This window comes from Paraburkholderia strydomiana (assembly GCF_046030495.1).
GTDB lineage: Bacteria > Pseudomonadota > Gammaproteobacteria > Burkholderiales > Burkholderiaceae > Paraburkholderia > Paraburkholderia strydomiana_A.
The window spans coordinates 104,620-126,731 of record NZ_JAQQCJ010000014.1; the positions used below are offsets into that span (position 1 = coordinate 104,620).

Genomic DNA, 22,112 nt, shown 5'->3' on the forward strand with positions numbered 1-22,112 from the left:
CATCGTAACAACGGAGCACGGCGATGGACGACGCTACGGGAGAGACGGCTGTACCGACGGGCACCCGACGCCCCCGGCAAGGCGAAGCATTCTGGCGCGAGATGGTCATGGCATGGACCACAAGCGGACTGGGCCTTCGACGTTTCTGTCGTGAGCAGGGGCTCGCCGTCAGTACCTTCGGCCTGTGGCGCAAGAAGCTCTCTGGCGAGGCACGAGCAGGCGCGCACCCGCTCGCGGTCACCCCCGACGCGGCATTTATCGTTTCCCATCCGGACACCGCACCAGCCACTCCTGCGCCACCGTCGACGGCGGACGCTTTGTCATCTTCGCGTGATCGGGTGACGTTGTCGCTCGCCGGTGTTCGCATCGAGCTGACCGGTGCTCATGCCGAGCGCATCGTGCGTTTCGTGCTCGGACAGCTCGGAGGTAGCCGGTGCTGATCGCAGCCGGTGTTCGTGCGTATATCTGCCGTGAGCCGGTCGACATGCGCAAATCCATCGACGGCCTGTCGTATCTGGTCGAGCCACTGCTTGCCCAGAACCCTGTCTCGGGCAATCTGTTCGTGTTCGTCGGCCGGGACCGCTCGAAAGTCAAATGCCTATACTGGGATCGCACCGGTTTCGCGCTCTGGTACAAGCGCCTTGAACGGGGCCGCTTTCCATCCCCGTTGGCGCTCGCGCAACGCGGCTTCACGCTCGCCGAACTCAACGCCTGGCTCGAAGGTATTGAGATCCCGGCACGCGAGCCGCATCGCGCCGTCGCGGTGACGCGCGTGAGCTGAACGCGCTGTCGCCTGCGCAGATACAACGCTCCCCCGAGCTTGTAAACGTAGCGCGAGTTGGGCGTCATGATAGCCATGCCGCCCACCGCCATCACTGTCGCGGAATTGCCGGTCGAGCCCGACGCGCTGCAAGCCTTCGCGCTCGAACAGAACCGGCTGGCATGCGTGCTGTGGGAGCAGCTGGAAGCGCTGCAGCACCGGATTGCCCAGGCGAACCGCGCGCGCTTCGGCGTCAGTTCCGGGCGGCTGATGGGCCAGGCGGAACTGTTCGATGCCGCCACGGAGTTGCCCACTCTTCCTGAGCAGGCGCAGATTCCGGTCGCGGGCCACACCCGCAAGGGCCGTCCAGCGCTGCCGAAGGATCTGCCACGCAAGCGCGTTGAATATGATCTGAGCGACGAACAGAAGGCCGCATTCGATTCGCTCGAGCGTATCGGCGAGGAACGCAGCGAGACGCTGCACTACGAGCCGTCGAGGCTCACCGTCATTGAACATATCCGTTTCAAGTACGCGGCGAAGAAGGATGGTGAGTCGACCATCGTGGCCGCGGGTGCCCAGCCCTCGCCGCTGCCGAAGAGCAATGCGAGCGCGAGCCTGCTGGCTAACATCCTGGTCAACACCTACGTCGATCACCTGCCTTTGAACCGGCAGGAGATGCGCTATGCACGACGAGGTGTGCATCTGCCCCGAGCAACGCTGTGCGAATGGAAGCTGGCGGCAGCCGAACTGCTCGAAGTGCTGCTGCCGCCGCTTCGGGCTCACCAGTTGCAGGCCGCCCGCATGCACCTAGATGACACGACGCTGCCGTTGCTCGAGAAGGGTCGCACGGCGACGCGCACCGCGCGATTATGAGGCTATCCTGGCGCCGGCCAACGCGAGGAGAACGGTGTCTGGGTCGACCACCCGCCGGCGGTCGTGTTCGAGTTCGCGGAATCGCGCTCCGGTTCGCATCCGCTGCGGTACCTGCAGAAGTACAAAGGTTACCTGCAGGCGGACGCGTACAGTGGACATGGCGCACTCTACGAAACCGGAGACATCGTCGAGGTCGGATGTTGGGCCCATTGCCGCCGACGCTTCTTCGAATTCGCGAAGGCGCAGAGCAAACCTGGACTTGCGGCGCAGGCGCTGGAGTGGATCGCCCGACTGTATGCGATCGAGTCGCGGATCCGGGACCAGACACCTGATCTCAAATATGCGGCGCGGCAAGCCGAGGCGCTGCCGGTGCTCGCACAGTTCCGGCAATGGCTGGAAGGCAACGTCATCGGTTTGCCAGCTCAGGCGCCGCTCGCAAAGGCGTTCGGCTATGCGTTACGTCATTGGCCGGCGCTCGTTCGTTACACCGAGAGCGGTATCCTGCTGCCTGATAACAATGCTCTCGAGCGTCAAATTCGCCCTATCGCCCTGGGGAGAGCCAACTGGACATTCGCGGGCTCGCCGCGTGGCGCCAGGGCCGCCGCCACGATGTACTCGCTGCTCGGCACGGCTCGACTGAATGCCTTCGAACCCTATGCATGGCTCAAGGACACACTTGAGAAGTTGCCGTCGTATCCTGTCAATCGCGTGCACGAACTGTTGCCGCTCGCCCGTTAAACGCCTACACATTCATGGACATTCTCGACTCGCTTCGGCAGGCGCCCAGCGCCGAGTTGTATCGCCTCTATCTCGCCATCGGCAAAATGCTGGACGACCCGCGTCGTATTCTCGAAGTACGTCAACGCTTGCACTTGGGAATGGAGGTCAGCTATATCGGGGGCGATCCGCTCGCACCACCTTCGCACGGAACGGTGGTGGAGCTGCGGCAAACCCAGGCGGTGATTCAGGACAACCAGAGCCGTCAGTGTTGGTCGGTACTATACGCGGCGGTTATCCCTGACACTGCGCGCGGTCCGACTCACGCGCCTCCGTCGCCGCCACCGCGAGCACAACGTGAGGAATTCTTCGTTGGCGACACCGTTGGTTTCACCGACAAACATCTGAGCGAGCGAGTCGGCATCATCGTCAGGCTCAACGCAAAAACCGCCTCCATCGCTGTTAATGATTCGGAAGGGCATTGGCGGGTCTCGTACGCCTTGCTGCGAAAGATTGTCGACATCTAACCGCGCGATACCGTCAATACGGGTTCCGCTGACGGATACTGATCTACACGGACTCCGACACACCATCACCATCATGCCCGACGCGCGCGCGAACGCGAAAACGGTCGGGCCGAGTCGCTTACGCAGACTGGCCCATGCGAGGCATTCCGCGTGTCCTGCATCTCGATAACGCAGCTGAGTTCAAGAGCAGGGCGCTCCGCAGCGGGTGTCGTGAATACGGCATTGACCTCATGTATCGTCCAGTCGGTAAGCCTCATTTTGGTGGCCATATTGAACGGTTGAACCGGACGTTGATGGAGCGCGTGCGTGGGTTGCCAGGAGCGATGGGATCGTCCGCAAAAGGACGCAAGGCTCGCCAGGCTATCTTCACCAGGCCCTTTCCCTCGTGGGCTGAATAGTAGTCCAGACCTGCCGAGCCCTGGACAATGGCGTCCACCTTCCCATCCAGCAAAGCTTGATACTCGTCGCTGGTTTGCGAAAACTCCTGCACCACTGCGTTGTGTTCCTGGAGATAAGCAAGCGGAGTGCCACCGAGGAGCGTGGCAACCCGCTTGCCGGGTAAATCTTCCGGTCCATTGATGGCGCCTCGAATCTCCTGCACGGTCAGCGTCGTCGTCAGCTGCGCAGTGTAGAACACCACGTAGACCATGCCGACAAACATCCAGAGAACTGCGAGCATCCGGCCGGGCCATGGACGCGGACTTTCGTCTCCCTGTGTCAGCATGGTCGTGGTGGCCCAGTACATCGTACGGAGGATGCCGGGATAATATTTTCGTCCGGAAATGGTGTCGTCCTTCTGCGCACGTTCGAAGATCCACATCAAGTGGGCAGAGGCTACGATAAGCGCCAGCGCGACGCCAAGCCAGGTGAGGCTCGTGCGCGAAAATAGCAACGCCAGCAAGGTCCGTAACGGGGTCGCCGCCGCGGTCTGCCCGGTATCCCGCACCATGACCTGAAGGCCCACCTCCACGATCGGATAAGAGAAATCGAATTCCCGGTCACGTTCCCTGCTGTAGAACAGACCGGACACGGCGATATCAGCGTTGCCCGAGCGCAACGAATCGAACAAGCCCTTGGTGTCGGGCGTCATCTGATAGCTGGTCTTGACGCCCACCCTTGCCGCGATTTCGTTCCAGAGATCGATGCTGAACCCGGTCAGCGCCCCCCCTTGCTCCATCACGAACGGTGGCAGAACGAATGTGACGACACGCACGGGCGGGTCCAAAGGCTGTGCCCATGCGCCGGAAATCAACATCATCACCAGCGACACCGTCGAGGCCAAGCGGCTGATCATGACTGACATGCCTCTTTTTTTACTTCAACCTCGTCTGCCGGCAACTACTTCGCCCTGTTGGGCATCTTTCCTGCAGGGCATCGTCGCAACGGTCCGGCTGCTTCCGCGTGTTATTTCGTAGGGGGGCCCTGCTTCCAAGCCCCCGCGCGGCGGCTGTGCGACGACTTTCGCTCCGACGTCCCGCAACAGCCGCTGGAACTCCGGCGACGCCTTGATGATTGTTGTTGCAGCGGCCCGCAGGCGGTCGACGGCCTCGGGCGGGAGTGAGAACGACGTAGGCAGTTCGTTCAGATAGTCCTGTTCCGCCTTGTCCGTGAGCCGGTTGAACGACACGTCGATGGTGTAGATTGTAACGTCCGGTGTACGCAAATCGGCGGCCACCTGAGTATCTTTACTCCCGTTAAATGCGGGCGACGCCCGAAGCTGGCGCATGGATTCCCAATGGGCCTCGGTGTCCTTCAACAGTTCAGTTGCTTCGTATGAGTAATGGTCAATCGGAACGCCTGCGGCTTTCAGCAGAATCGGGACCGTTCCCGGCGGGGATTCCGATTTGTCCCATTGGGTCTTGGGCGAGGACAGTGAATTGACGACGAAGACGACAATCCTGTGTATGTGATCGAATGGCGTGGGCTGATCGATTGAATACAGCGTTTCCATGATTTCCAGCGCATCCAGCACGCTGCGCATCCCAAGATTGTCTGAAATGCCGCCGTCCACGAGGTGGATGTATGGCCGGCTGGCGCTGTCTTCGAACGTCGCCTGTTCCGTCATATGGCGAGTGGTGCGTGCGGCAGGCCGTGGCGGGTTGCCAGTACCGACAAACGGCTGCATCCATGCAGGAGGTTCGTAGCCACAAGTGCCGCCATAATTGTTTAGCGTAACAGGCGACAGCACCACGGGTACCGCAGACGATGCGGCCGCGGCACGCGAAAGACGTACCGCGCTCAGATCAGAGCAGAGCACATCGAAGGTGCCCTGTGCAAAAGACACGCTGGTACCTGTAGAAATGTCCGTGGCCGACGCGATGATAAGCGGGCCTTTGCCGCGATTGAGGTCGCCAAACGTCGCGCCTTTGAACAGGATCTCGTCGTATAGGTCGGCGGCCAGCTCAGACCGGCCCCAGCTCCGCGACCAGAGCGACGGCCAGCGAGCTGGGTTAAGCGTGCGCCACGTGATTTCGCCCTGCAGATTGCGCTTTAGAAAGCTCTGCTCGTAATCGTCGAACAGTTTGTCACCGTAGAGCCCGTAGGCCAGCGCTGTAAAGCTTCCACCGGACACGCCAGAAATGATGCTGACATTGTCGAGCAGGCGCGCCCTGTTGCCTCTCGGTCCAACGACTTCAGTATTGCGCAGGAACTCGAGGACGCCATACGAGAACGCCGCAGCGCGTGTGCCGCCACCCGAAAAGGCAAGGATCACGAGGTTCTCGTTGTCCGTCGAATACTGCGGGCGCGTCGCTAACCGATAGCCTGCAGCCGGATCTACGTGGGTAATCGGTGGGTTGACTGCTCGGGTCGCGCAGCCGCCGAACAGGAGCAACAGTAAAAACGCCAGCGATGTCGTGTTTGGCAATCGCATCAAGGGACCTCCTCAGCAATCCATACAGACACACTGGCGCAAGTACCATTCAGAATCTGCACGAGACGACTCTGCGGCGACGTCATCAGTCATTAGACGCCGCACGGACCGGTGGACGTTGACTTGAGTCAACCCGTTCATTCGTACGGGGCGGCCCGGCCGACATACCGCGCAGACGTGGGCGACTCGGGCGGGACTCGCGACGATTGTTCCGTCCAGTCTTTGTTGTGTCATCGGACGTACTTCCGCCACGATGACATCCTCAGCGGCGTAACTCGCGTCGGCGCCGCTCGCACTCGGCGCGATGAATACCGCACTTCAGGACGGCTGCTGACAAGTGCGGTTGCAGCCATCGCGCTTGCGCACTGCACGAACATCATTCTTAACGTGCGCTGAAGGATCGCTAGCCGTTCGGGTTCAGGTGCAGGACCGATTCACCGACTCAAGCGTGGGGCGGATTCCATCGATGAAGGCAGCCGTTTGTTGAAATCGTCCGGGCGCAGCTGATCTGAACCGTGGCTGGGATCGCACCGCCCTGATCTAGATCAAGTACGTTGAGGCCAACGGCGTCGATGCTTCTATCAAGCAGGGAAGTCGCTATTCGATCTATCGAACGACGTCAGGAGATTGGCCATGAAGAATTTGATCGTTGCAATCGCCACCGGACTTGCCTTCACTGGACAGTGGGTGCCGCTAGTAGCGGCGGCTCAGGCTTCGCAGACGAAAGAAGCGAGTTCTGCTGCCGCGCCCAACGTCGCTGAATTTGATCGGCAATTGGCCCACGTCCAGGAACTGATGAAATCGATGCAGGCGCAGATGGCCCTGATCCGCAAGACGCAGGACACGCAGGAGCGACAAAGGCTGTTACAGCAGCACCGTGCAACAATGCAAAGCGCTATGACCGCCATGCATCGACTATGGGGGCCCGGCATGATGGGCGGTCGAGGGATGACGGGCGGGGGTGGAATGATGGGCCCGGGAATGATGGGCGGTGGTTGGGGACGCATGGGCGACTATTATTCGAACCTGACTCCGGAGCAGGTTCGGCGACGCCAATACATGACCGACCAGTACCTGGACATGCAACAGCAGATGATGAACAACATGATGTGGAATCAGCAGTACTGGATGGGACCGCCTGCGCCGACCAAATAAGAGCAAGGCGTGAGAGCGCGGACGTCCCACGCTTCATCCATCGGACACGGCATATGGCGGGCGGATCGTCGGCGCGCGTTTAGCATTGATTCGACGAAGGGATGTTCAAACCAGTAGTTCAGTCACATTGACGATGACGGCTCACGGTGGGCTGAATGCTGATCGGGAGATTTCGATGATTGACCTGACCTCGTGGAGAAGGAGCCGCGTGACGGACATGGCGGGTGCCACAATCGAGCGGCATATACAAAGATTTCGCCATCCGCTGAATCCTCCACCAGATGTTCATGTCGTTCCAGGCATCTCTGACCCGGACTGTAACGGAACCGGTCCATTTCTGCATGCAGTTGGCGGAGCACCGCTACAGTCTGCACATCTGAACGCTGGGTTGCCCTTCAGGCATTCTGTGCCCGGCGAACGTGATCTCGTGGATTCCCCGCCAAAATGGTGGTCACGTGCTGCATGGCTGCGTGGACGTGACCGGGAAAAGCAACGCATGTTCGACATGAGGGTGCAATTACGGGACGCGCTGGAGATACTGCCGCTCCCAGTTATTGTGATTGACCAGCGGGACAGGATCCTCTTTGCAACCTCGATGACTACACAGCTATTCGGGTACAGGACAGAAGAACTGCTCGGCGCATCGTTCGACATTCTGTTTCCGATGCTCGGCGAGTGGGAAGGGTGGCCCGCGGTCAACGAAAGTCGTTCTTCCATCAACGGCCCACCGGGCGCGACGAACAAGTTACTGCTTGCCAGGCGGCGTAATGGCAGCGGCTTTTTCGCGGAAGCCACCATAGTTCGATCCAACGTATGTGGCCAGGTCTTGCGGATCGCGACGATATCGGATCGCAGCGCGTGCGGCGAAGCCGAACAGAACCTGACGGAACTCGCTCATCTCGCGCGCGTTTCATCGTTGGGAGAACTTGGGGGCGCGCTTGCTCATGAAATGAACCAGCCGCTCGCAGCCATTTTGAGCAATGCGCAGGCGGCACAGCGCTTCATCGAATCAGGGATGGCCGATGCGAACGAGTTGCGTGAAGCGTTGAAAGATATCGTCGCGGATAGTTGTCGGGCGAGCGAGGTTATTCAGAAGATCCGTATGTTCATCAGAAAAGGGGATATTGAGCTGAAACTTCTGGACCTCGGAGATGTGGTGCACGATGTCGCCTTGCTGGTACGTAACGATGCGCTGGTCCGTGGTATTCGAATTAGCTTCGACATCGCCAGAAATCTTGCGAACGTTTGCGGCGACAAGATCCAGCTTGAGCAGGTCGTGCTCAACCTGCTGTTGAACGCCTGTGACGCCGTCAAGGAGTGTGGCATAGCCGAACGCGCGGTTGAAACAACCGTGTGCGGAGAACCGGGTGGCGGCGTGCGCATTACCGTGAAGGATTATGGTCAAGGTTTGACGCTTGGCAACATGGACCAGATATTCAGATCGTTTTACACGACGAAACCTCAGGGGCTCGGGCTAGGCCTCTCGATCAGTCGTAGCATCGTGACCGCACATGGCGGGCGTCTTTGGGCAGAAAACAACCCGGGCAAAGGCGCAGCTTTCCACGTCACGTTGCCGTCAGGCGGCACCTCGCAGATAAGCCGCGAGCGACGGACATGATGACCCAGGCAGGGAGCCGGGTTTAAGGCGCGGGCGTCCACGTGAGGTGGCTGTGATTTCGTTTGCTCCAGATCAATCCGGGTTGGCCGACCTTGCCTTATTTATTGTCCATTGAGATATTTTGGCCGGAGTCAAGCGATGGGATTTTTCCATGGATTATTTGGGTGTCATCGGGCGCACACGGTTCCAGATCTGAGGGCCAGGGAAGCGGTTGCTCGTGTTCTTGTCATGAACCCTGGACTAAAGTACGCGCGTCACTACGAAGCGAAGCTCACCCGGGCGGTGGCTCTGTCACTGCGCTATGCAGACGATCTTGTCGCTTCGCTGCAGCCGCTGCACGATGCCAATGCCGACGCATGGTCGTCCGATCCGGCGATTCGCGCCTTCTTTGCCACGCGCGACGATCTGGCTCAAGCCTTTAGCCGGTCGGAAACCTTGCGTGCTTATTTCGAGAGACACGCGAATTTGACCGAAGCATACGCGGTCCTCGGGATGGCGATGACCGAGCGGCACATATTGGGCGTCACGATGGAAGGAAACTCTGTTCGTCATGACGTGCCACAAACTACGCTGTGCTTCAGCGACCATCGCATCAGAATCTGCAGCGATTCCGAGGCGTCGTTACGCGCAGAGATTGCCCGCCGGATGATCGATCAACTGGCCCTGGAAGGCCTTGCAGGTCTAGCCGTGAGGCGACGCGATCTGGTGAAGCAATCGCGAGCCCTGATCGAGGAACGTGTCGCGCTGCTGGAACGTCAAGGAACGGGTCTGCGGGCGGTCATCGGCGCGCCTTTAAATGACGAATCAGCCGAGCTGGATCGGCTCCAGACGCAGATCAACGAGAATACGCAAACTCTGGCCACCCTCAGGGTGCCCGGGACGCAAGCCGAGCTCGAGCTGGAGTGCGTATGCAATGTGTTCTCCACGCCTTCCGATCACCTTTACGTTCAGCGCAGACTTTTGCGGCTCGACATGATGAACGTAGTCCAGCCCGAAGGGGGCGAGGCGGGGCAGGAAATTCAGTTCGACTTCGCACGCATTCCAGGCAATCCAGCCATAGTGCGAGTCTTTGTGCTTGTGCGGTTTCCGCGTCGGGAACTGTTGCCTGGCGGCCTGAACATCGATGCGGCGATGCGAGCGATCTAAGCCGGTCGATACAATTGCAGAAGACGAAACGGTCAGGGCCGGTGTTTAACTGTGCCGGCGGCACATTCCACCTGTCGATCACACCCAGCGAGGCAAAGGGATGATCGTAAGAATCACGTTGTTGCGCCGCATGGATCAGGTCGATTAAGACACACTCCGGTCAAGTCGCTGCATCGCAGTTCACCACGTGGCTAGTTAACCGGATTGAGCACCCGCTGAAGGATCCGTAGGTTGCGGACCCGTCGATCGGAGTATTGCCGCTGGTGCGCGGCCCGTCACTGTTTCAGGAGCGTCAGTGGACATTGAGTGGGATCGATTTTCGAAAGAAAGCGTGATTCGCTGCCCTTTGTACGAGAGCGAATCATGCTGCAGAACCGCTTGAAGAATTTGTCGCTTTCCTAACTGGAAAGCGAGGCGAATCTGTTCTTCCGTGGTGTCGCCCGCGCCGAGCGATTCGCAGATCACTTCATATGAGACCGCGAACGCGCGATAGCCCCACCCGAAACCATATGCCGAAAACCAGACCGTGGATCCGTCGGACAGGTCTGGCGCTGTAATCCAGATCATGGGTTGATTCATAGCGGCACTCTGCTGAATGACTCACGCGCTCAACCGACGATTTGCATGGGAGCAAACACCGTCGATGCATGTCTCGCGACCGACGCATGACTGATTGACAGAATAGGGCTCGCAGTCGGATTCCGCTTGATATAGGTCAATGCCCGGTCGGCGCGGAGAAATCCGGCAGTATGCTGCTGCCGGGGTGAATGTCAGTCAGGACCGGCGGCCATTGTGGGGAGGCGACATCGATCTGATTGACGTGGATCAAGAGGCGGGGGTACATACGCGCGTCTATTAGGGATTAGCACCGTAGGCAGCGGAGAACGGGCCGGAGCGCGGCGATGAATTTCTGCTGCTGGTTCGGCTAGCCCGCTATCCGCACGGATGCGTTCTAAAGAGAGGGGAGAGTTCAAAATGCTGAGCTCGCCAACATCGACACGCGTACTGTCCAGACAATTGCTCGATGTACTGATTCGCGCCGGACTGATCGCGGTGCTCGCCGTATTCTGTTTTCGGATCTTCGTCCCGTTCCTGAATCTGATGGTATGGGCGCTGATTCTTGCCATCACCCTCTATCCGTTGCAGGTTCGGCTGCGCAGCAGGTTGCCGAACAGGGGAGGCTTGATCGCGACGCTGATCGTCGCTGTCGCGTTCGGCATCATTCTCGTCCCGACTTACCTGCTAGGTGTCGCGGTTGCCGATTCGATCGAGCATGCGATCGCCGTGTTCCGCAGCGGCAGTTTCCGGATTCCGCCGCCGGCCGAATCGGTGGCCAATTGGCCGCTGGTGGGCGAACGGGTGCATGAGTTCTGGCAACAGGCTTCGACCGACCTCACGGGCCTCGCGCACAGGTTTGCCCCGCAGCTCAAGGGTGCAGGCCTTGCGGTGCTCGGCATGGTCACGGGTCTCGGTGCCGGGCTGGCGATATTCTTCGTTTCCCTCGTCGTGGCGGGCGTGCTCATGGCGCATGGCGAACATGGTCACGTCAGTGCCGTGCAGATTGCCTCGCGCATCTCCGGCCCGGAAAATGGTCCGAAGATCACCGATCTTTGTACGGCCACGATTCGCGCCGTGGCCCAAGGGGTGGTCGGCATTGCATTCATCCAGATGCTGCTGATCGGCATCGGCTTCGTCGTGATGGGCATTCCCGGTGCTGGATTGCTTGCTCTCGCCATACTGCTGATCGGCATCATGCAACTGCCTGCCACCTTGATCACGATTCCCGTAATCGTCTTCGTGATTGTCACCGAGGGCTTCAGCGCGGCAACGATCGGGTTTGCCGTGTATGTGTTTGTTGCGGGACTGGCGGACAACGTGCTCAAGCCATTGCTGCTCGGCCGCGGCGTTGCGGTACCGATGCCGGTCGTGCTGATTGGCGCGCTTGGAGGCATGGTTTCGGCGGGCGTCATTGGCCTGTTCATCGGGCCCGTGATGCTCGCAGTCGGCTATCAACTGTTCTGGCGATGGGTGAGAGACCAGCCCGTCTCCGAGTTGCCGGGAGAGAAGCTGAATACCGTGGTCAGCAAGACCGGACAACTGGAAGCGAAGTGAAGAGAAAGGACCCCAGGTCAGGTAGTCAGGTACTTCGTCGCTTGCACCGACGCACAGCGAGAGCGGCCGGAGATAACTACAACGCGCAGCGATCGCAGCCATTCTCCGGGCGGAGAACGGCTGCTCCAGATGCTCCAGATTAACCGCCGGTCGGCACGCGGTAGCGGATGCCCGATTCGGCCGTGCTCACGCGGGTGCCGGCCCCGCGTTCTTCGAGGATGGCCTGGATGTCCGACAGTGAGCCGATCACGGCGTCCTTGCCCGTTTGACGGGCAAACTCGATCGCCGCCTGGACTTTCGGGCCCATCGAACCACTGGCGAATCCGAGCCTTTCCAGTTCGTCCGGGTGCGCCTGTGCAATGGCCCGCTTGTTCGGCGAACCCCAGTCGACATACGCCGCATCGACATCGGTCGCGACGATCAGCATGTCGGCGGCCAATTCCTGCGCAAGAAGCGCGGAGCATAGATCCTTGTCGATGACCGCTTCGACGCCGATCAGGTTGTGATTCGCGTCGTAGCAGGTGGGAATACCGCCGCCGCCGGCGCAGATCACGATAGCGCCGCGTTCCAGCAGCCATTTGATCGGTCGGATCTCGAAGATATGTTTCGGTCGTGGGCTTGCGACCACACGACGGAACTTGTCACCGTCCGGGGCAATGTTCCATCCCCGCTCCTTCGCGAGACGCTCGGCTTCTTCTTTCTCGTAGACCGGACCGATTGGTTTGGTCGGATGCTGGAAGGCGGGGTCGTGCGGATCGACCTCGACCTGCGTCAAGATCGTGGCGAACGGCACTTCGTAAGGCAGCAGATTGCCCAGCTCCTGCTCGATGAGATAGCCGATCATCCCTTCGGTCTGCGCACCGAGAACATCGAGCGGATAAGTCGCGACTTCCTTGTATGCCGCACCCTGGAGAGCAAGCAGCCCGACCTGCGGCCCGTTGCCGTGCGCAATCACCAGTTCGTTACCCGTCGCGATTCGCGCGATCTGGCGGGCGGCGAGCCGCACGTTATCGCGCTGATTTTCTGCCGTCAGCGGTTCACCGCGCCGCAGCAAGGCGTTGCCTCCCAATGCAATCACGATACGCATCATGTAACCCCTTCTAATGGACGGCAAATGACGGTGGGCACAAGCGTTGGCGACGCTCGCGCCGCAACGTCCTGAGCGCGGCGAGCTGGCTATTCAAATATCGGCAAGCGTCGAGACAAGGATTGCCTTGATCGTATGCATGCGGTTTTCTGCCTGCTCGAACGCGATATTCAACGGCGACTCGAATACCTCCTCGGTCACTTCGACGCCGCCCGCAAGCTCTGGATATTTCTCCGCAATCTGTTTTCCGAGTTCCGTCTCGCTGTTGTGAAACGCGGGCAGGCAGTGCATGAACTTCACCTGAGGATTCTGCGAGGCTTTGATCAGATTCATGTTGACCTGATAGGGGAGCAGCTGTTGAATACGCTCGCCCCATGCTGCCATCGGTTCACCCATCGACACCCACACATCCGTGTGCACGAAATCGACGCCGTTGACGGCGGCCTTTGCGTCTTCCGTCAGCAGGATGCGCGCGCCGCTTTCCGCGGCGAAGCGCTGACAAGTCTCGATGTGCTCGGGGCTCGGCCAGAGCGCTTTGGGCGCACCGATCCGCACGTCCATTCCCAGCTTCGCGCCGATCAGCAGCAACGAGTTGCCCATGTTGTTGCGAGCGTCGCCAAGGTACGCATAGCTGATTGCCGTCAGCGGCTTGTCGCTGTTTTCCCGCATCGTCAGAACGTCGGCGAACATCTGGGTTGGGTGGTATTCATCGGTCAGGCCATTGAATACGGGCACGCCCGCAAATTTGGCCAGCTCCTCGACGATTTCCTGTTTGAATCCGCGATACTCAATGGCGTCATACATGCGCCCCAGCACGCGCGCTGTGTCCTTCATGCTCTCCTTATGGCCGATCTGGGAAGAGGTCGGATCGATATAGGTGACATTGGCGCCCTGGTCATACGCCGCGACTTCGAACGCGCAACGTGTGCGGGTTGAAGTCTTCTCGAAGATCAGCGCGATGTTCACACCCTTCAGGTGCTGCTGCTCGGTGCCGGTGTACTTGGCGCGCTTGAGATCGCGTGCGAGGTCAAGCAGGTACCTCAGTTCACGCGTGTTGTGATGCATCAGGCTCAGCAGACTCCGGTTACGCAAATTGAAAGCCATGGTTTTCTCCTTTAAGGGCCGATCCGGTGGCAGCCGGCTCCATGCCGGCGATGCCGACCAGTCAGTAGTCGATGGGATCTCGCACGATCGGGCACGTCATGCAGTGGCCGCCGCCGCGACCGCGACCAAGCTCACCCGCGGTGATCGTGATCACCTCGACGCCAGCCTTGCGCAACAAGGTGTTGGTGTAGATGTTGCGGTCGTAGCTGATTACGGCGCCAGGCTCGATGCAGACGACGTTGTTGCCGTCGTCCCATTGCTCACGCTCTGCGGCGAAGCTATTGCCCCCTGTCTCCACGACGCGTAATCTGGCTAGTCCGAGCGCCTCGGCAATGACATCGAGAAACGGCTTATCTTCGCGGCGAATGTTCAGCTTCGTCGCTGACGAATCATCGGCGCGTATTGAGAACGCGACAATTTCCTTCACGACCTCCGGAAACACGGTGACCAGGTCGCGATCACAGAACGTGAATACCGTATCGAGGTGCATGGCAGCGCGAGACTTCGGCAGGCCGGCCACGATAATTCTTTCGACCGCCCCTTTCGAGAAGAGACTCTGAGCGAGTTCGCCGATCGCTTGCCGTGACGTGCGCTCGCCCATGCCGACCACGAGCACCCCATTGCCGATGGGCATCACATCGCCGCCTTCCAGCGTGGACATGCCGTGATCGCGGTCCGGATCGCCGTACCAGACTTCGAACTTGTGATTCACGAAGTCCGGATGAAACTTGTAGATCGCCGTGGCCAACAGGGTTTCCTGTCGCCTTGCGGGCCAGTACATCGGGTTGAGACAGACGCCGCCATAGATCCAGCAGGTGGTGTCGCGCGTGAACAGGGTGTTCGGTAGCGGAGGCAGCACAAAGCCCGAGTAGCCGAGATACTGGCGGAACATCTTGAGCGTATTGGTCTCCGCCGTGTCGGGGATGTCTTCCGCAACCACGCCGCCAATCAGGAATTCGGCCTGCTTGCGAGGCTCGAGACCTTCGATCCACGCGCGAACCTCGTTCGCGAGTCCAATGCCCACGGTATCGGGCCGGACCTTGCGGTCGAGAATCCACTCGAGCGCGTCGGCGTTGCGTACCGTTTCGGTGAGCAGGTTGTGCATCTCCACGACTTCGACGCCGCGCTCTCGCATCTTGGTGGTGAAGTCGAAATGATCGCGTTTGGCCTGGCTGACCCAGATGACGTCGTCGAACAACAGTTCGTCGCAATTGCTTGGCGTCAGGCGCTGGTGCGCAAGTCCGGGCGAGCAGACCAATACCTTGCGCAGTTTTCCCGCTTCGGAATGGACGCCATAATTCAATGTCCCAATGCTCATCATGTGTCTCCCTGGATCAGAGCGTGAGGAAACCTTTGTACAAGCCGAATGCGGCGACCAATGCGCCGATCACGACCGCCACGAAGACGGCTTTTTCGACGGTAGTGAAGACTGGCTGGCCGGCTTCGCGCTTCGCCTTGGCGAACAGCAATGCGCCGGGCGCGTAAAGCAGGGCGGATAGCAGCACATATTTGAGCCCGCCCGCATAGAGCAGCCAGACGGCGTAGATCACTGCAATCGCGGCGATCGCAAGATCCCTGTTGCGCTGCTTCGGCTCGCTTTCGTATGTCTCGCGACGCCACGCGACTTGCAGTGCGTAAGCTGCGGACCAGAAGTAAGGCAACAGGATCATCGACGTTGCCAGATAGATCAGCGACAGGTATGTTCCTTTTGAAAACAGGGTGATGAGCAGGAATATCTGCGTCAGCCCGTTGGTCAGCCAGAGCGCGTTTGCGGGGACCTGCTTCGAGTTTTCCTTGCGCACGAAGCTCGGCATCGTGTTGTCGCGAGCGGCGGAAAAAATGATTTCGGCGCAAAGCAGCACCCACGAAAGCAATGCACCCAGCAGCGAAATCACGAGGCCGACGCTGATCACGACCGCACCCCAGTGGCCGACGACATGTTCGAGGACACCTGCCATCGACGGGTTTGGAAGTGCCGCCAGCTCGGGCCGCTTCATGATCCCGAGCGACAGCATGTTGACGAGCACGAGAACCAGCAGGACACCGGCAAAACCCACGACCGTCGCCTTGCCGACATCAGTGCGCTTCTCAGCGCGCGCTGAGAAGATGCTGGCGCCTTCAATGCCGATGAACACCCAGACGGTGACGAGCATCGTGCCGCGCACCTGATTTGCGACGCTGCCGAGCTTTGGACTGCTCAGACCGAAAAAGTCGCTGGTGAAGACATGCGCTTTGAACGCGAACAGGCAGATCAGGATGAATAGAATAATCGGCACCACCTTGGCGATCGTCGTGATCAGGTTGACGAAGGCGGCTTCCTTGATGCCGCGCAGCACGAGGAAGTGAACGCCCCAGAGCAGCACGGACGCGCAGGCAATCGCAAAGGGCGTATTACCTTCGCCGAAGATGGGAAAGAAGAAACCGAAGGTGGCGAATAGCAGGACGAAGTACCCGACGTTACCAAGCCATGCGCTAATCCAGTAGCCCCAGGCCGATGAAAACCCCATGTAGTCCCCGAAGCCTTGCTTGGCGTAGATATAGACGCCACCATCGAGTTGTGGTTTGCGGTTGGCGAGCGTCTGGAACACAAACGCCAGGGTCAGCATGCCCACAGCGGTGATGGCCCAGCCGATCAGCACGGCGCCGGCGTCAGCGCTAACGGCCATGTTTTGCGGCAAGGAGAAGATGCCGCCGCCGATCATCGATCCAACCACGAGCGCGGTCAGGGCGCCGAGATGAAGCTTCGGGGCGGAGGCGGTGGAAGGCTTCGTTTTTGCGCCAGAGGCAGGATGAGATATGGAATCAGACATGTAACGTCTCCTTTAAACACTTGCCGCGATGCCGGAGAATCTTTGGGTGATGATCTCGGCATACGGCGCTCTCAACTCTTTTGCGTGTGAACATCGGCAAGGCCACCTTTTTTGCGAATGAGTCGATGCCACATACCGATGAATGAAGTGAGCACTCGATATCAATTTTTTGCGGACTAAAAAAACCATTTTTGAACGATCGGCTCGCATCGGATGGGACGTGATCGTTCGGAGCGGCTCTGCCCGCATATGGAGCGTATGAGTTACTGGGATGCGCAGATTGACCTGAATCAACATCTGCTCCGGTATGCATAACGTTGGAAAAACATATGGTTTTCATCTGACGGGAGCAGTGGAACTTCGCATGGGACGCAGCGAGTTGGCCGCATAAATCTTCACGCGGTTGCGCGAGTGTGCTCGACGTAATGCGGTGAGAGATTAAATCGCCAGGCTAACTCGCGCGCGTCGGAGGTGGATTCGCGCTTGCGCTCCCACGGTCGCGCTCAGAGGCGTTTGTCGTTTCCCGGCTCAGCCACCGCGTTGATCTGTATCAAGCCTGTGGGTGGGCCTATTGCGTACTGTGGGATGAAGGACGATCAAGGAACTGCCGCAACCTTGCGGCAATTGCCGGATCACAGCGAGTGCGACGGACCGCGTACTGGAAAAGTGGCCCGCCAGTTCGAAGCTTCTCTAAAAGTCAGGCCTTTGAGACTTTCCCGGAAGGAGACACCGTGAAATCCCTATTGGCAACAGCCGTGGCCGCTGTGTTTCTGGACATGGGCCCGGCTAGTGGTGTCAACGTCGCAACGAATGACGTCTGCGCCCGTCGCTAACGCACGGATCTTCAGAGGCATACGCTCATGCAAGACCAGTCCTCGCCGCACCAAAGTCCCGGCCGTCGGCTTCCCGTTCTCGAATGGGTTCACGGGTATCAGAAGTCGTGGATCAAACCGGACGTTGTCGCGGGAGTCACGGCTGCGGCTGTCGTGTTGCCGAAGGCGATGGCTTACGCTACCGTTGCGGGTCTTCCTGTACAGGTCGGACTGTACACGGCACTTGTCCCTATGGTGATCTATGCGCTCTTCGGTACATCGAGGCCGCTGAGCGTCAGCACCACTGCAACGCTGGCTATTCTGACAGCGACCGCGCTCGGTCAGGTCGCGCCGGGCGGCGGCGCGGCCCAACTGGCCGTTGCCACTGCGACACTCACGCTGCTGGTCGGCGTATTCCTTGTTCTCGCTGCGCTTCTCAGGCTTGGATTCGTGGCGAACTTCATCTCCGAGCCGGTGCTGACAGGCTTCAAGGGCGGCATCGCCATCGTGATCGTGCTCGATCAACTGCCGAAGCTGATTGGCCTGCACATGGTGAAAAGTTCGTTCTTTCATAACGTCTATGCGCTCGTCACGGGACTTCCTCATGCATCGGTGGCCACGGTCGTCGTCGGGGTGGTGACAGTTGTGGTTCTGGTGGCGCTCGAACATTTCTATCCGAAGTCACCGGCCCCGCTCATTGCGGTGGCATGTGGGATCGCGGCTGTCAGCATCCTGGGGCTGCCGAAGTACGGCGTGGGGATCGTGGGCCACATTCCAACGGGGCTTCCATCGATTGTCATGCCTCAGTTCTCGCTCGTCGAGGCGCTCTGGCCCGCGGCGGCGGGCATTGCATTGATGAGCTTTACTGAAACGATCGCTTCAGGCCGGGCGTTCGCCCAAAGCGGCGAATCCGTGCCGCTACCGAATCGCGAGCTAATGGCGACGGGCCTTGGCAATGCAGCGGGCGCGCTGCTGGGTTCGATGCCGTCGGGCGGCGGGACCACCCAGACGGCGGTCAATCGCCTTGTGGGTGCGCATTCACAACTGGCGGAACTCGTGACGGCAGCCGTTACGTTGGGCACCATGCTCCTGCTTGCGCCGCTGATTGGTCTCATGCCGCACGCGACGCTTGCCGCAGTCGTGATCGTCTATTCAATCGGGCTGTTCAAGCCTGCGGATTTTCGCGCGATTCTCGCTGTCAGACGCATGGAGTTCCTCTGGGCTCTGGTTGCCCTCGCGGGCGTCGTGCTGCTCGGTACGTTGAACGGCATTCTGATCGCCATTCTTGTGTCACTCGTGGCGCTTGCGCACCAGGTGTCCGATCCACCCGTCTATGTGCTGCGACGCAAACGTGGCACGAATGTATTCCGGCCAGTATCTGACCAGCACCCCGACGATGAGGAGTTTCCCGGACTGCTGCTTTTGCGGCCCGAGGGGAGAATTTTTTTCGTTAATGCCTCGAACATTGGTCACAAGATTACGCCGCTCGTCGAGCAGACCCGTCCGACTGTGGTGGCGCTCGACATGCGCGCCGTTTTCGACCTGGAGTATACGGCGTTGAAGATGTTGACCGAGGCCGAGGAGAGATGCCGCAAAGTGGGGATTGCCGTATGGCTCGTTGGTTTGAGCCCGGACGTATTTGCCGTCGTGGAGAATGCGCCGCTCGGCAAGGCGCTTGGACATAGGCGCATGTTTCTCAATCTCGAGCAGGCGGTTACTGCGTGGCATGCACTGCGGGAAGAACAAGCCGTTGAGGAAGCCTCAGGTGGAGTCCAGCGTTGAGCCATCCATTAGCACACGACGAGGCAGTTGGCCGAACATGCATTGCAGAATGGACGACGACCATCGCATTTTCGTACATCGCTCCCGGTTGCCGGCCTGAGCGAAAAACATTGCGTCAGAGAGAGCAGCCTCCGACACGGCATACCGCTATAGTGAAAACCACTAGGGGTTGACATGGACAGAGCCGATTCACGCAAAGTTGCGCACGATGCATCCGCAAAGCCTCCGATCTACAGCACGCCTGAAGAGCGAGCGGCACAAGGGCGAGTCATTCGTGATTCGGTCTCCAGATCGTCTCAAGGCGGGTGGAGTTTGCCCACGGGTCGCCGCAGCCCAATCGAACTTCTCAACGAATCGAACGAAGGGCGGCTCCAGAGCCTGATCCCGATCCGCTTCGGTCGAATGTCCGCGTCTCCGTTCGCGTTCTATCGCGGCGCGGCCGCAGTGATGGCGGCTGACCTCGCTACGACGCCAACCAGTGGGCTGCGCGTGCAAGCATGTGGCGATGCGCATCTGATGAACTTCGGCGGGTTCGCGACGCCCGAGCGCAACGTGATTTTCGACATCAACGACCTGGACGAGACGTTACCCGCTCCGTTTGAATGGGATCTGAAGCGGCTCGCAGCGAGCGTCGTGATCGCGGCGCAACATCTGGAGTTGCCTTACAGCGATACGACACGCGTCGCTACGGAACTCGTGCGCGAATACCGCGAGCGTATGCACGACTATGCGTCCATGCGTGCGCTCGACATCTGGTACGACCGAATCGACCTGCAGAAGTATGAGGATCGCTCGGGCGACCCTGTAGTCGTGGAGGCCGCGCGCAAGCGGATTGCACAGCGAATTGAAGTGGAACGCCGCAAGACCGTGCCCGAGCATCTGTATCCGAAACTTGTCTCGGAGGAAGGCGGGCGGCCCAGAATCAAGGATGAGCCGCCGCTTATCTTTCATCCCAGTGAAGATATCGCGCCCGGCCTTCAATCGGGCTACGCAGAGGCAATTGCGACGTATCGGGAAAGCCTCGCCGAACACGTGCGAGTTCTGTTCGACCGCTTCCGTTTCGTCGACCTGGCGCTCAAGGTGGTGGGCGTGGGCAGTGTCGGCACGATGTGCGGGGTAGGCCTGTTCATGGCCTCCGACAACGACCCGTTGTTCCTGCAGGCCAAGGAGGCGAAGGCGTCGGTGCTCGAGCCCTATGCGGGCAAGAGCCTGCACCCCAACCACGGCCAGCGCGTGATTGCGGGCCAACACATCATGCAGGCCGCTAGCGATGTGTTTCTCGGCTGGAGTCGGGGCAAGAATGGGCGCGATTTTTACATTCGTCAGCTCCGCGACATGAAGATTTCCGTCCTCATCGAGGCGCTCGACATCGGGACGCTCCGGCAATATGCGCGCATGTGTGCCCATGCTCTTGCGCGTGCACACGCGCGTTCGGGTGATGCAGCGATGATTGCCGGGTATATGGGCTCGGGTCAAACCTTTGACGACGCCATCACGGAGTTCGCGACGGAATACAGTTCACAGAACCGGCGCGACTACCGCGAGTTTATCCAGGCGATTCGTGAAGGGCGAATTGAGACGGTAACTGAAGTTTAGGTTGGGCGGTGTTGGTGCATCGGGCCGGTCTGATCGAGGCGTGGGCCCGAGCGGGCAAACGGGCATTTGCGGGACATGTAGCCTACGAGTTGCAGGTCACGTGGGGGCACCGCCGCAGGAGAATGAAGTGATCGGATCGGTCTTCCGGAGTACGCAGAAACGCACGCCGTGCTTGACTGGCGGGCTTGCCGTTCTATTGTCATCGACAGCCGGCGCGGCCGTACATCATGACTTCCATTCTCTTGCGCCCGACAACCCGGCTACCTTGAGCGCGCCCGCCTCCGGCCCGGAAGCCACTGCCTTGAATAAGGTATTGCGCCAATACGGAATCGAACAAGGATCGAACAAAGCGAGGATCCTGTCGGCGTGGTTCGACAAGGTATCGCATGACCCCATCATCGCGGCTCGGATACCAGGTGGGGCAGGGGGACTCGAGCGGGTCCTGCTCGATGCGGACAAGCGGGAAGCCCTGATGTCAACAGGACTCGCGCGTCTTACCGTCGAAGACCGGTTGCTTTACCTGCAACTGTTCACCCGTCTGCTCGACGAACTTGTCCCTGTCAACTGTTTCGGGCTTATCGATGTCATCGCGGTGATGAACCGTATTACGGTTGCCGTGATGTCCGACGCGGATGCGGAAATCTATCTTGGGCTGCTCTATAAGGTCCTCGTGAGCAGCGTTTCCGAAATGCCTGAGCGGTCGCTGACGCCGCGTCAATATACGGCGGCTGTCGACAGTCTGTCTCGCGCAATCGTCATCGAGCTGGACGCCGATCCCGTCGACCTCGATCGATACCACTTCTACACGATGCACCCTTTGGCGGCCACACCGTCGGACGTGTGCTGGATGACGAGAGTCACGCTGCATGCTATTGCAAGGATGCCCGAGGGGGAGCGCGACCTGTTTCTTCTGTCGATATTCACGGATTCCAAAGCAGCGTCACATGCAAGCCCGGTTGATGCAGAACCGGCGAAAGCACCACTGCCTTCTTCGACCGCGCCTCCTGACCTGAAGATGCCTTGACGGCGTATGCGAGCGGCCAGGCGAGTCAGGCGTGGATTCCGGGTGCCCGGGACCTGATTGGACGACGTGGTATCGAAGTCCTGCCGCCCCCGGCGGGAAGGTAACGAAACAGGGCGG

General features: G+C 59.7%; 17 protein-coding genes and 2 pseudogenes. 12 read left to right on the plus strand and 7 right to left on the minus strand.

Annotated features, from left to right (window positions below; all coding sequences use genetic code 11):
- Positions 1-23: 23 nt before the first annotated feature.
- The 5 genes and pseudogenes from tnpA to PQQ53_RS35095 all read left to right on the plus strand — a co-directional run bounded on the left by tnpA (position 24) and on the right by PQQ53_RS35095 (position 3,275).
- Positions 24-440: an IS66 family insertion sequence element accessory protein TnpA gene (gene tnpA, locus PQQ53_RS19680; protein WP_408150721.1), complete on the plus strand. Its 417-nt coding sequence runs from the start codon at positions 24-26 to the stop codon at positions 438-440.
- Positions 434-781 carry an IS66 family insertion sequence element accessory protein TnpB gene (gene tnpB, locus PQQ53_RS19685; RefSeq protein ID WP_408325474.1) on the plus strand — a complete coding sequence of 116 codons (348 nt, stop codon included), beginning with the start codon at positions 434-436 and terminating at the stop codon, positions 779-781. The genes tnpA and tnpB overlap by 7 nt, the downstream gene beginning before the upstream one ends.
- Before the next feature lie 249 nt (positions 782-1,030).
- Positions 1,031-2,371: pseudogene (tnpC, locus tag PQQ53_RS19690) on the plus strand (IS66 family transposase).
- Between the two features lie 14 nt (positions 2,372-2,385).
- Positions 2,386-2,877, plus strand: a complete 492-nt coding sequence (locus tag PQQ53_RS19695) for a hypothetical protein (protein WP_408156155.1) — start codon at positions 2,386-2,388, stop codon at positions 2,875-2,877.
- Positions 2,878-3,011: 134 nt separating this feature from the next.
- Positions 3,012-3,275: a TnsB C-terminal domain-containing protein gene (locus PQQ53_RS35095; protein ID WP_494477700.1), complete on the plus strand. Its 264-nt coding sequence runs from the start codon at positions 3,012-3,014 to the stop codon at positions 3,273-3,275.
- 170 nt (positions 3,276-3,445) lie between these two features.
- Here the strand turns inward: PQQ53_RS35095 and PQQ53_RS19700 are convergent.
- Together PQQ53_RS19700 and PQQ53_RS19705 are read right to left on the minus strand one after the other, a co-directional pair.
- A pseudogene (locus tag PQQ53_RS19700) lies at positions 3,446-4,180 on the minus strand (transporter substrate-binding domain-containing protein); the annotation flags it as partial.
- Between the two features lie 15 nt (positions 4,181-4,195).
- Positions 4,196-5,749 (minus strand): patatin-like phospholipase family protein, encoded by a 1,554-nt coding sequence (locus PQQ53_RS19705; RefSeq protein ID WP_408325479.1) that lies wholly within the window; start codon positions 5,747-5,749, stop codon positions 4,196-4,198.
- 633 nt (positions 5,750-6,382) lie between these two features.
- Between PQQ53_RS19705 and PQQ53_RS19710 the strand changes: the two genes are divergently transcribed.
- The 3 genes from PQQ53_RS19710 (at position 6,383) to PQQ53_RS19720 (ending at position 9,668) form a co-directional block, all read left to right on the plus strand.
- Entirely contained in the window at positions 6,383-6,904 is a 522-nt protein-coding gene (locus tag PQQ53_RS19710; protein WP_408325482.1) for a hypothetical protein, read from the plus strand.
- Positions 6,905-7,079: 175 nt separating this feature from the next.
- On the plus strand, positions 7,080-8,522 hold the full coding sequence (locus PQQ53_RS19715; protein ID WP_408325485.1) for a sensor histidine kinase: 1,443 nt from the start codon (positions 7,080-7,082) through the stop codon (positions 8,520-8,522).
- Between the two features lie 228 nt (positions 8,523-8,750).
- Entirely contained in the window at positions 8,751-9,668 is a 918-nt protein-coding gene (locus tag PQQ53_RS19720) for a hypothetical protein (protein ID WP_408325488.1), read from the plus strand.
- Between the two features lie 195 nt (positions 9,669-9,863).
- Here PQQ53_RS19720 and PQQ53_RS19725 read toward each other — a convergent pair whose 3' ends face one another.
- Complete coding sequence (locus PQQ53_RS19725) at positions 9,864-10,247, minus strand: hypothetical protein (protein WP_408325489.1); 384 nt, start codon at positions 10,245-10,247, stop codon at positions 9,864-9,866.
- A gap of 396 nt (positions 10,248-10,643) precedes the next feature.
- Between PQQ53_RS19725 and PQQ53_RS19730 the strand changes: the two genes are divergently transcribed.
- Positions 10,644-11,780 carry an AI-2E family transporter gene (locus PQQ53_RS19730; RefSeq protein ID WP_408325492.1) on the plus strand — a complete coding sequence of 379 codons (1,137 nt, stop codon included), beginning with the start codon at positions 10,644-10,646 and terminating at the stop codon, positions 11,778-11,780.
- Positions 11,781-11,919: 139 nt separating this feature from the next.
- Here the strand turns inward: PQQ53_RS19730 and arcC are convergent, their stop codons facing one another.
- The 4 genes from arcC to arcD all read right to left on the minus strand — a co-directional run bounded on the left by arcC (position 11,920) and on the right by arcD (position 16,781).
- Positions 11,920-12,870, minus strand: coding sequence for a carbamate kinase (gene arcC / locus PQQ53_RS19735; RefSeq protein ID WP_459252112.1), 951 nt, complete (start codon positions 12,868-12,870; stop codon positions 11,920-11,922).
- 90 nt (positions 12,871-12,960) lie between these two features.
- The gene (locus PQQ53_RS19740; protein WP_408147559.1) at positions 12,961-13,971 is read right to left on the minus strand and encodes an ornithine carbamoyltransferase; all 1,011 of its coding nucleotides are present in this window, start codon (positions 13,969-13,971) and stop codon (positions 12,961-12,963) included.
- Between the two features lie 61 nt (positions 13,972-14,032).
- On the minus strand, positions 14,033-15,289 hold the full coding sequence (arcA, locus tag PQQ53_RS19745) for an arginine deiminase (RefSeq protein WP_408147561.1): 1,257 nt from the start codon (positions 15,287-15,289) through the stop codon (positions 14,033-14,035).
- Positions 15,290-15,305: 16 nt separating this feature from the next.
- Positions 15,306-16,781, minus strand: coding sequence for an arginine-ornithine antiporter (arcD, locus tag PQQ53_RS19750; protein ID WP_408147563.1), 1,476 nt, complete (start codon positions 16,779-16,781; stop codon positions 15,306-15,308).
- An 860-nt stretch (positions 16,782-17,641) separates the two neighbouring features.
- Between arcD and PQQ53_RS19755 the strand changes: the two genes are divergently transcribed.
- The 3 genes from PQQ53_RS19755 (at position 17,642) to PQQ53_RS19765 (ending at position 21,995) form a co-directional block, all read left to right on the plus strand.
- On the plus strand, positions 17,642-19,375 hold the full coding sequence (locus PQQ53_RS19755) for a SulP family inorganic anion transporter (RefSeq protein WP_408147566.1): 1,734 nt from the start codon (positions 17,642-17,644) through the stop codon (positions 19,373-19,375).
- A 174-nt stretch (positions 19,376-19,549) separates the two neighbouring features.
- Positions 19,550-20,971, plus strand: coding sequence for a DUF2252 domain-containing protein (locus PQQ53_RS19760; RefSeq protein ID WP_408147568.1), 1,422 nt, complete (start codon positions 19,550-19,552; stop codon positions 20,969-20,971).
- 127 nt (positions 20,972-21,098) lie between these two features.
- On the plus strand, positions 21,099-21,995 hold the full coding sequence (locus PQQ53_RS19765; RefSeq protein WP_408325494.1) for a hypothetical protein: 897 nt from the start codon (positions 21,099-21,101) through the stop codon (positions 21,993-21,995).
- The last annotated feature ends 117 nt before the right edge of the window (positions 21,996-22,112 follow it).

What these genes read in the sequence shown, in the direction of transcription:
- tnpA (WP_408150721.1), top strand. Translation starts at nt 24, where the DNA reads ATGGACGACGCTACGGGAGAGACGGCTGTACCGACGGGCACCCGACGC.
- PQQ53_RS19695 (WP_408156155.1), top strand. Translation starts at nt 2,386, where the DNA reads ATGGACATTCTCGACTCGCTTCGGCAGGCGCCCAGCGCCGAGTTGTAT.
- PQQ53_RS35095 (WP_494477700.1), top strand. Translation starts at nt 3,012, where the DNA reads ATGCGAGGCATTCCGCGTGTCCTGCATCTCGATAACGCAGCTGAGTTC.
- PQQ53_RS19705 (WP_408325479.1), bottom strand. Translation starts at nt 5,749, where the DNA reads ATGCGATTGCCAAACACGACATCGCTGGCGTTTTTACTGTTGCTCCTG.
- PQQ53_RS19710 (WP_408325482.1), top strand. Translation starts at nt 6,383, where the DNA reads ATGAAGAATTTGATCGTTGCAATCGCCACCGGACTTGCCTTCACTGGA.
- PQQ53_RS19715 (WP_408325485.1), top strand. Translation starts at nt 7,080, where the DNA reads ATGATTGACCTGACCTCGTGGAGAAGGAGCCGCGTGACGGACATGGCG.
- PQQ53_RS19720 (WP_408325488.1), top strand. Translation starts at nt 8,751, where the DNA reads ATGAACCCTGGACTAAAGTACGCGCGTCACTACGAAGCGAAGCTCACC.
- PQQ53_RS19725 (WP_408325489.1), bottom strand. Translation starts at nt 10,247, where the DNA reads ATGAATCAACCCATGATCTGGATTACAGCGCCAGACCTGTCCGACGGA.
- PQQ53_RS19730 (WP_408325492.1), top strand. Translation starts at nt 10,644, where the DNA reads ATGCTGAGCTCGCCAACATCGACACGCGTACTGTCCAGACAATTGCTC.
- arcC (WP_459252112.1), bottom strand. Translation starts at nt 12,870, where the DNA reads ATGATGCGTATCGTGATTGCATTGGGAGGCAACGCCTTGCTGCGGCGC.
- PQQ53_RS19740 (WP_408147559.1), bottom strand. Translation starts at nt 13,971, where the DNA reads ATGGCTTTCAATTTGCGTAACCGGAGTCTGCTGAGCCTGATGCATCAC.
- arcA (WP_408147561.1), bottom strand. Translation starts at nt 15,289, where the DNA reads ATGAGCATTGGGACATTGAATTATGGCGTCCATTCCGAAGCGGGAAAA.
- arcD (WP_408147563.1), bottom strand. Translation starts at nt 16,781, where the DNA reads ATGTCTGATTCCATATCTCATCCTGCCTCTGGCGCAAAAACGAAGCCT.
- PQQ53_RS19755 (WP_408147566.1), top strand. Translation starts at nt 17,642, where the DNA reads ATGCAAGACCAGTCCTCGCCGCACCAAAGTCCCGGCCGTCGGCTTCCC.
- PQQ53_RS19760 (WP_408147568.1), top strand. Translation starts at nt 19,550, where the DNA reads ATGGACAGAGCCGATTCACGCAAAGTTGCGCACGATGCATCCGCAAAG.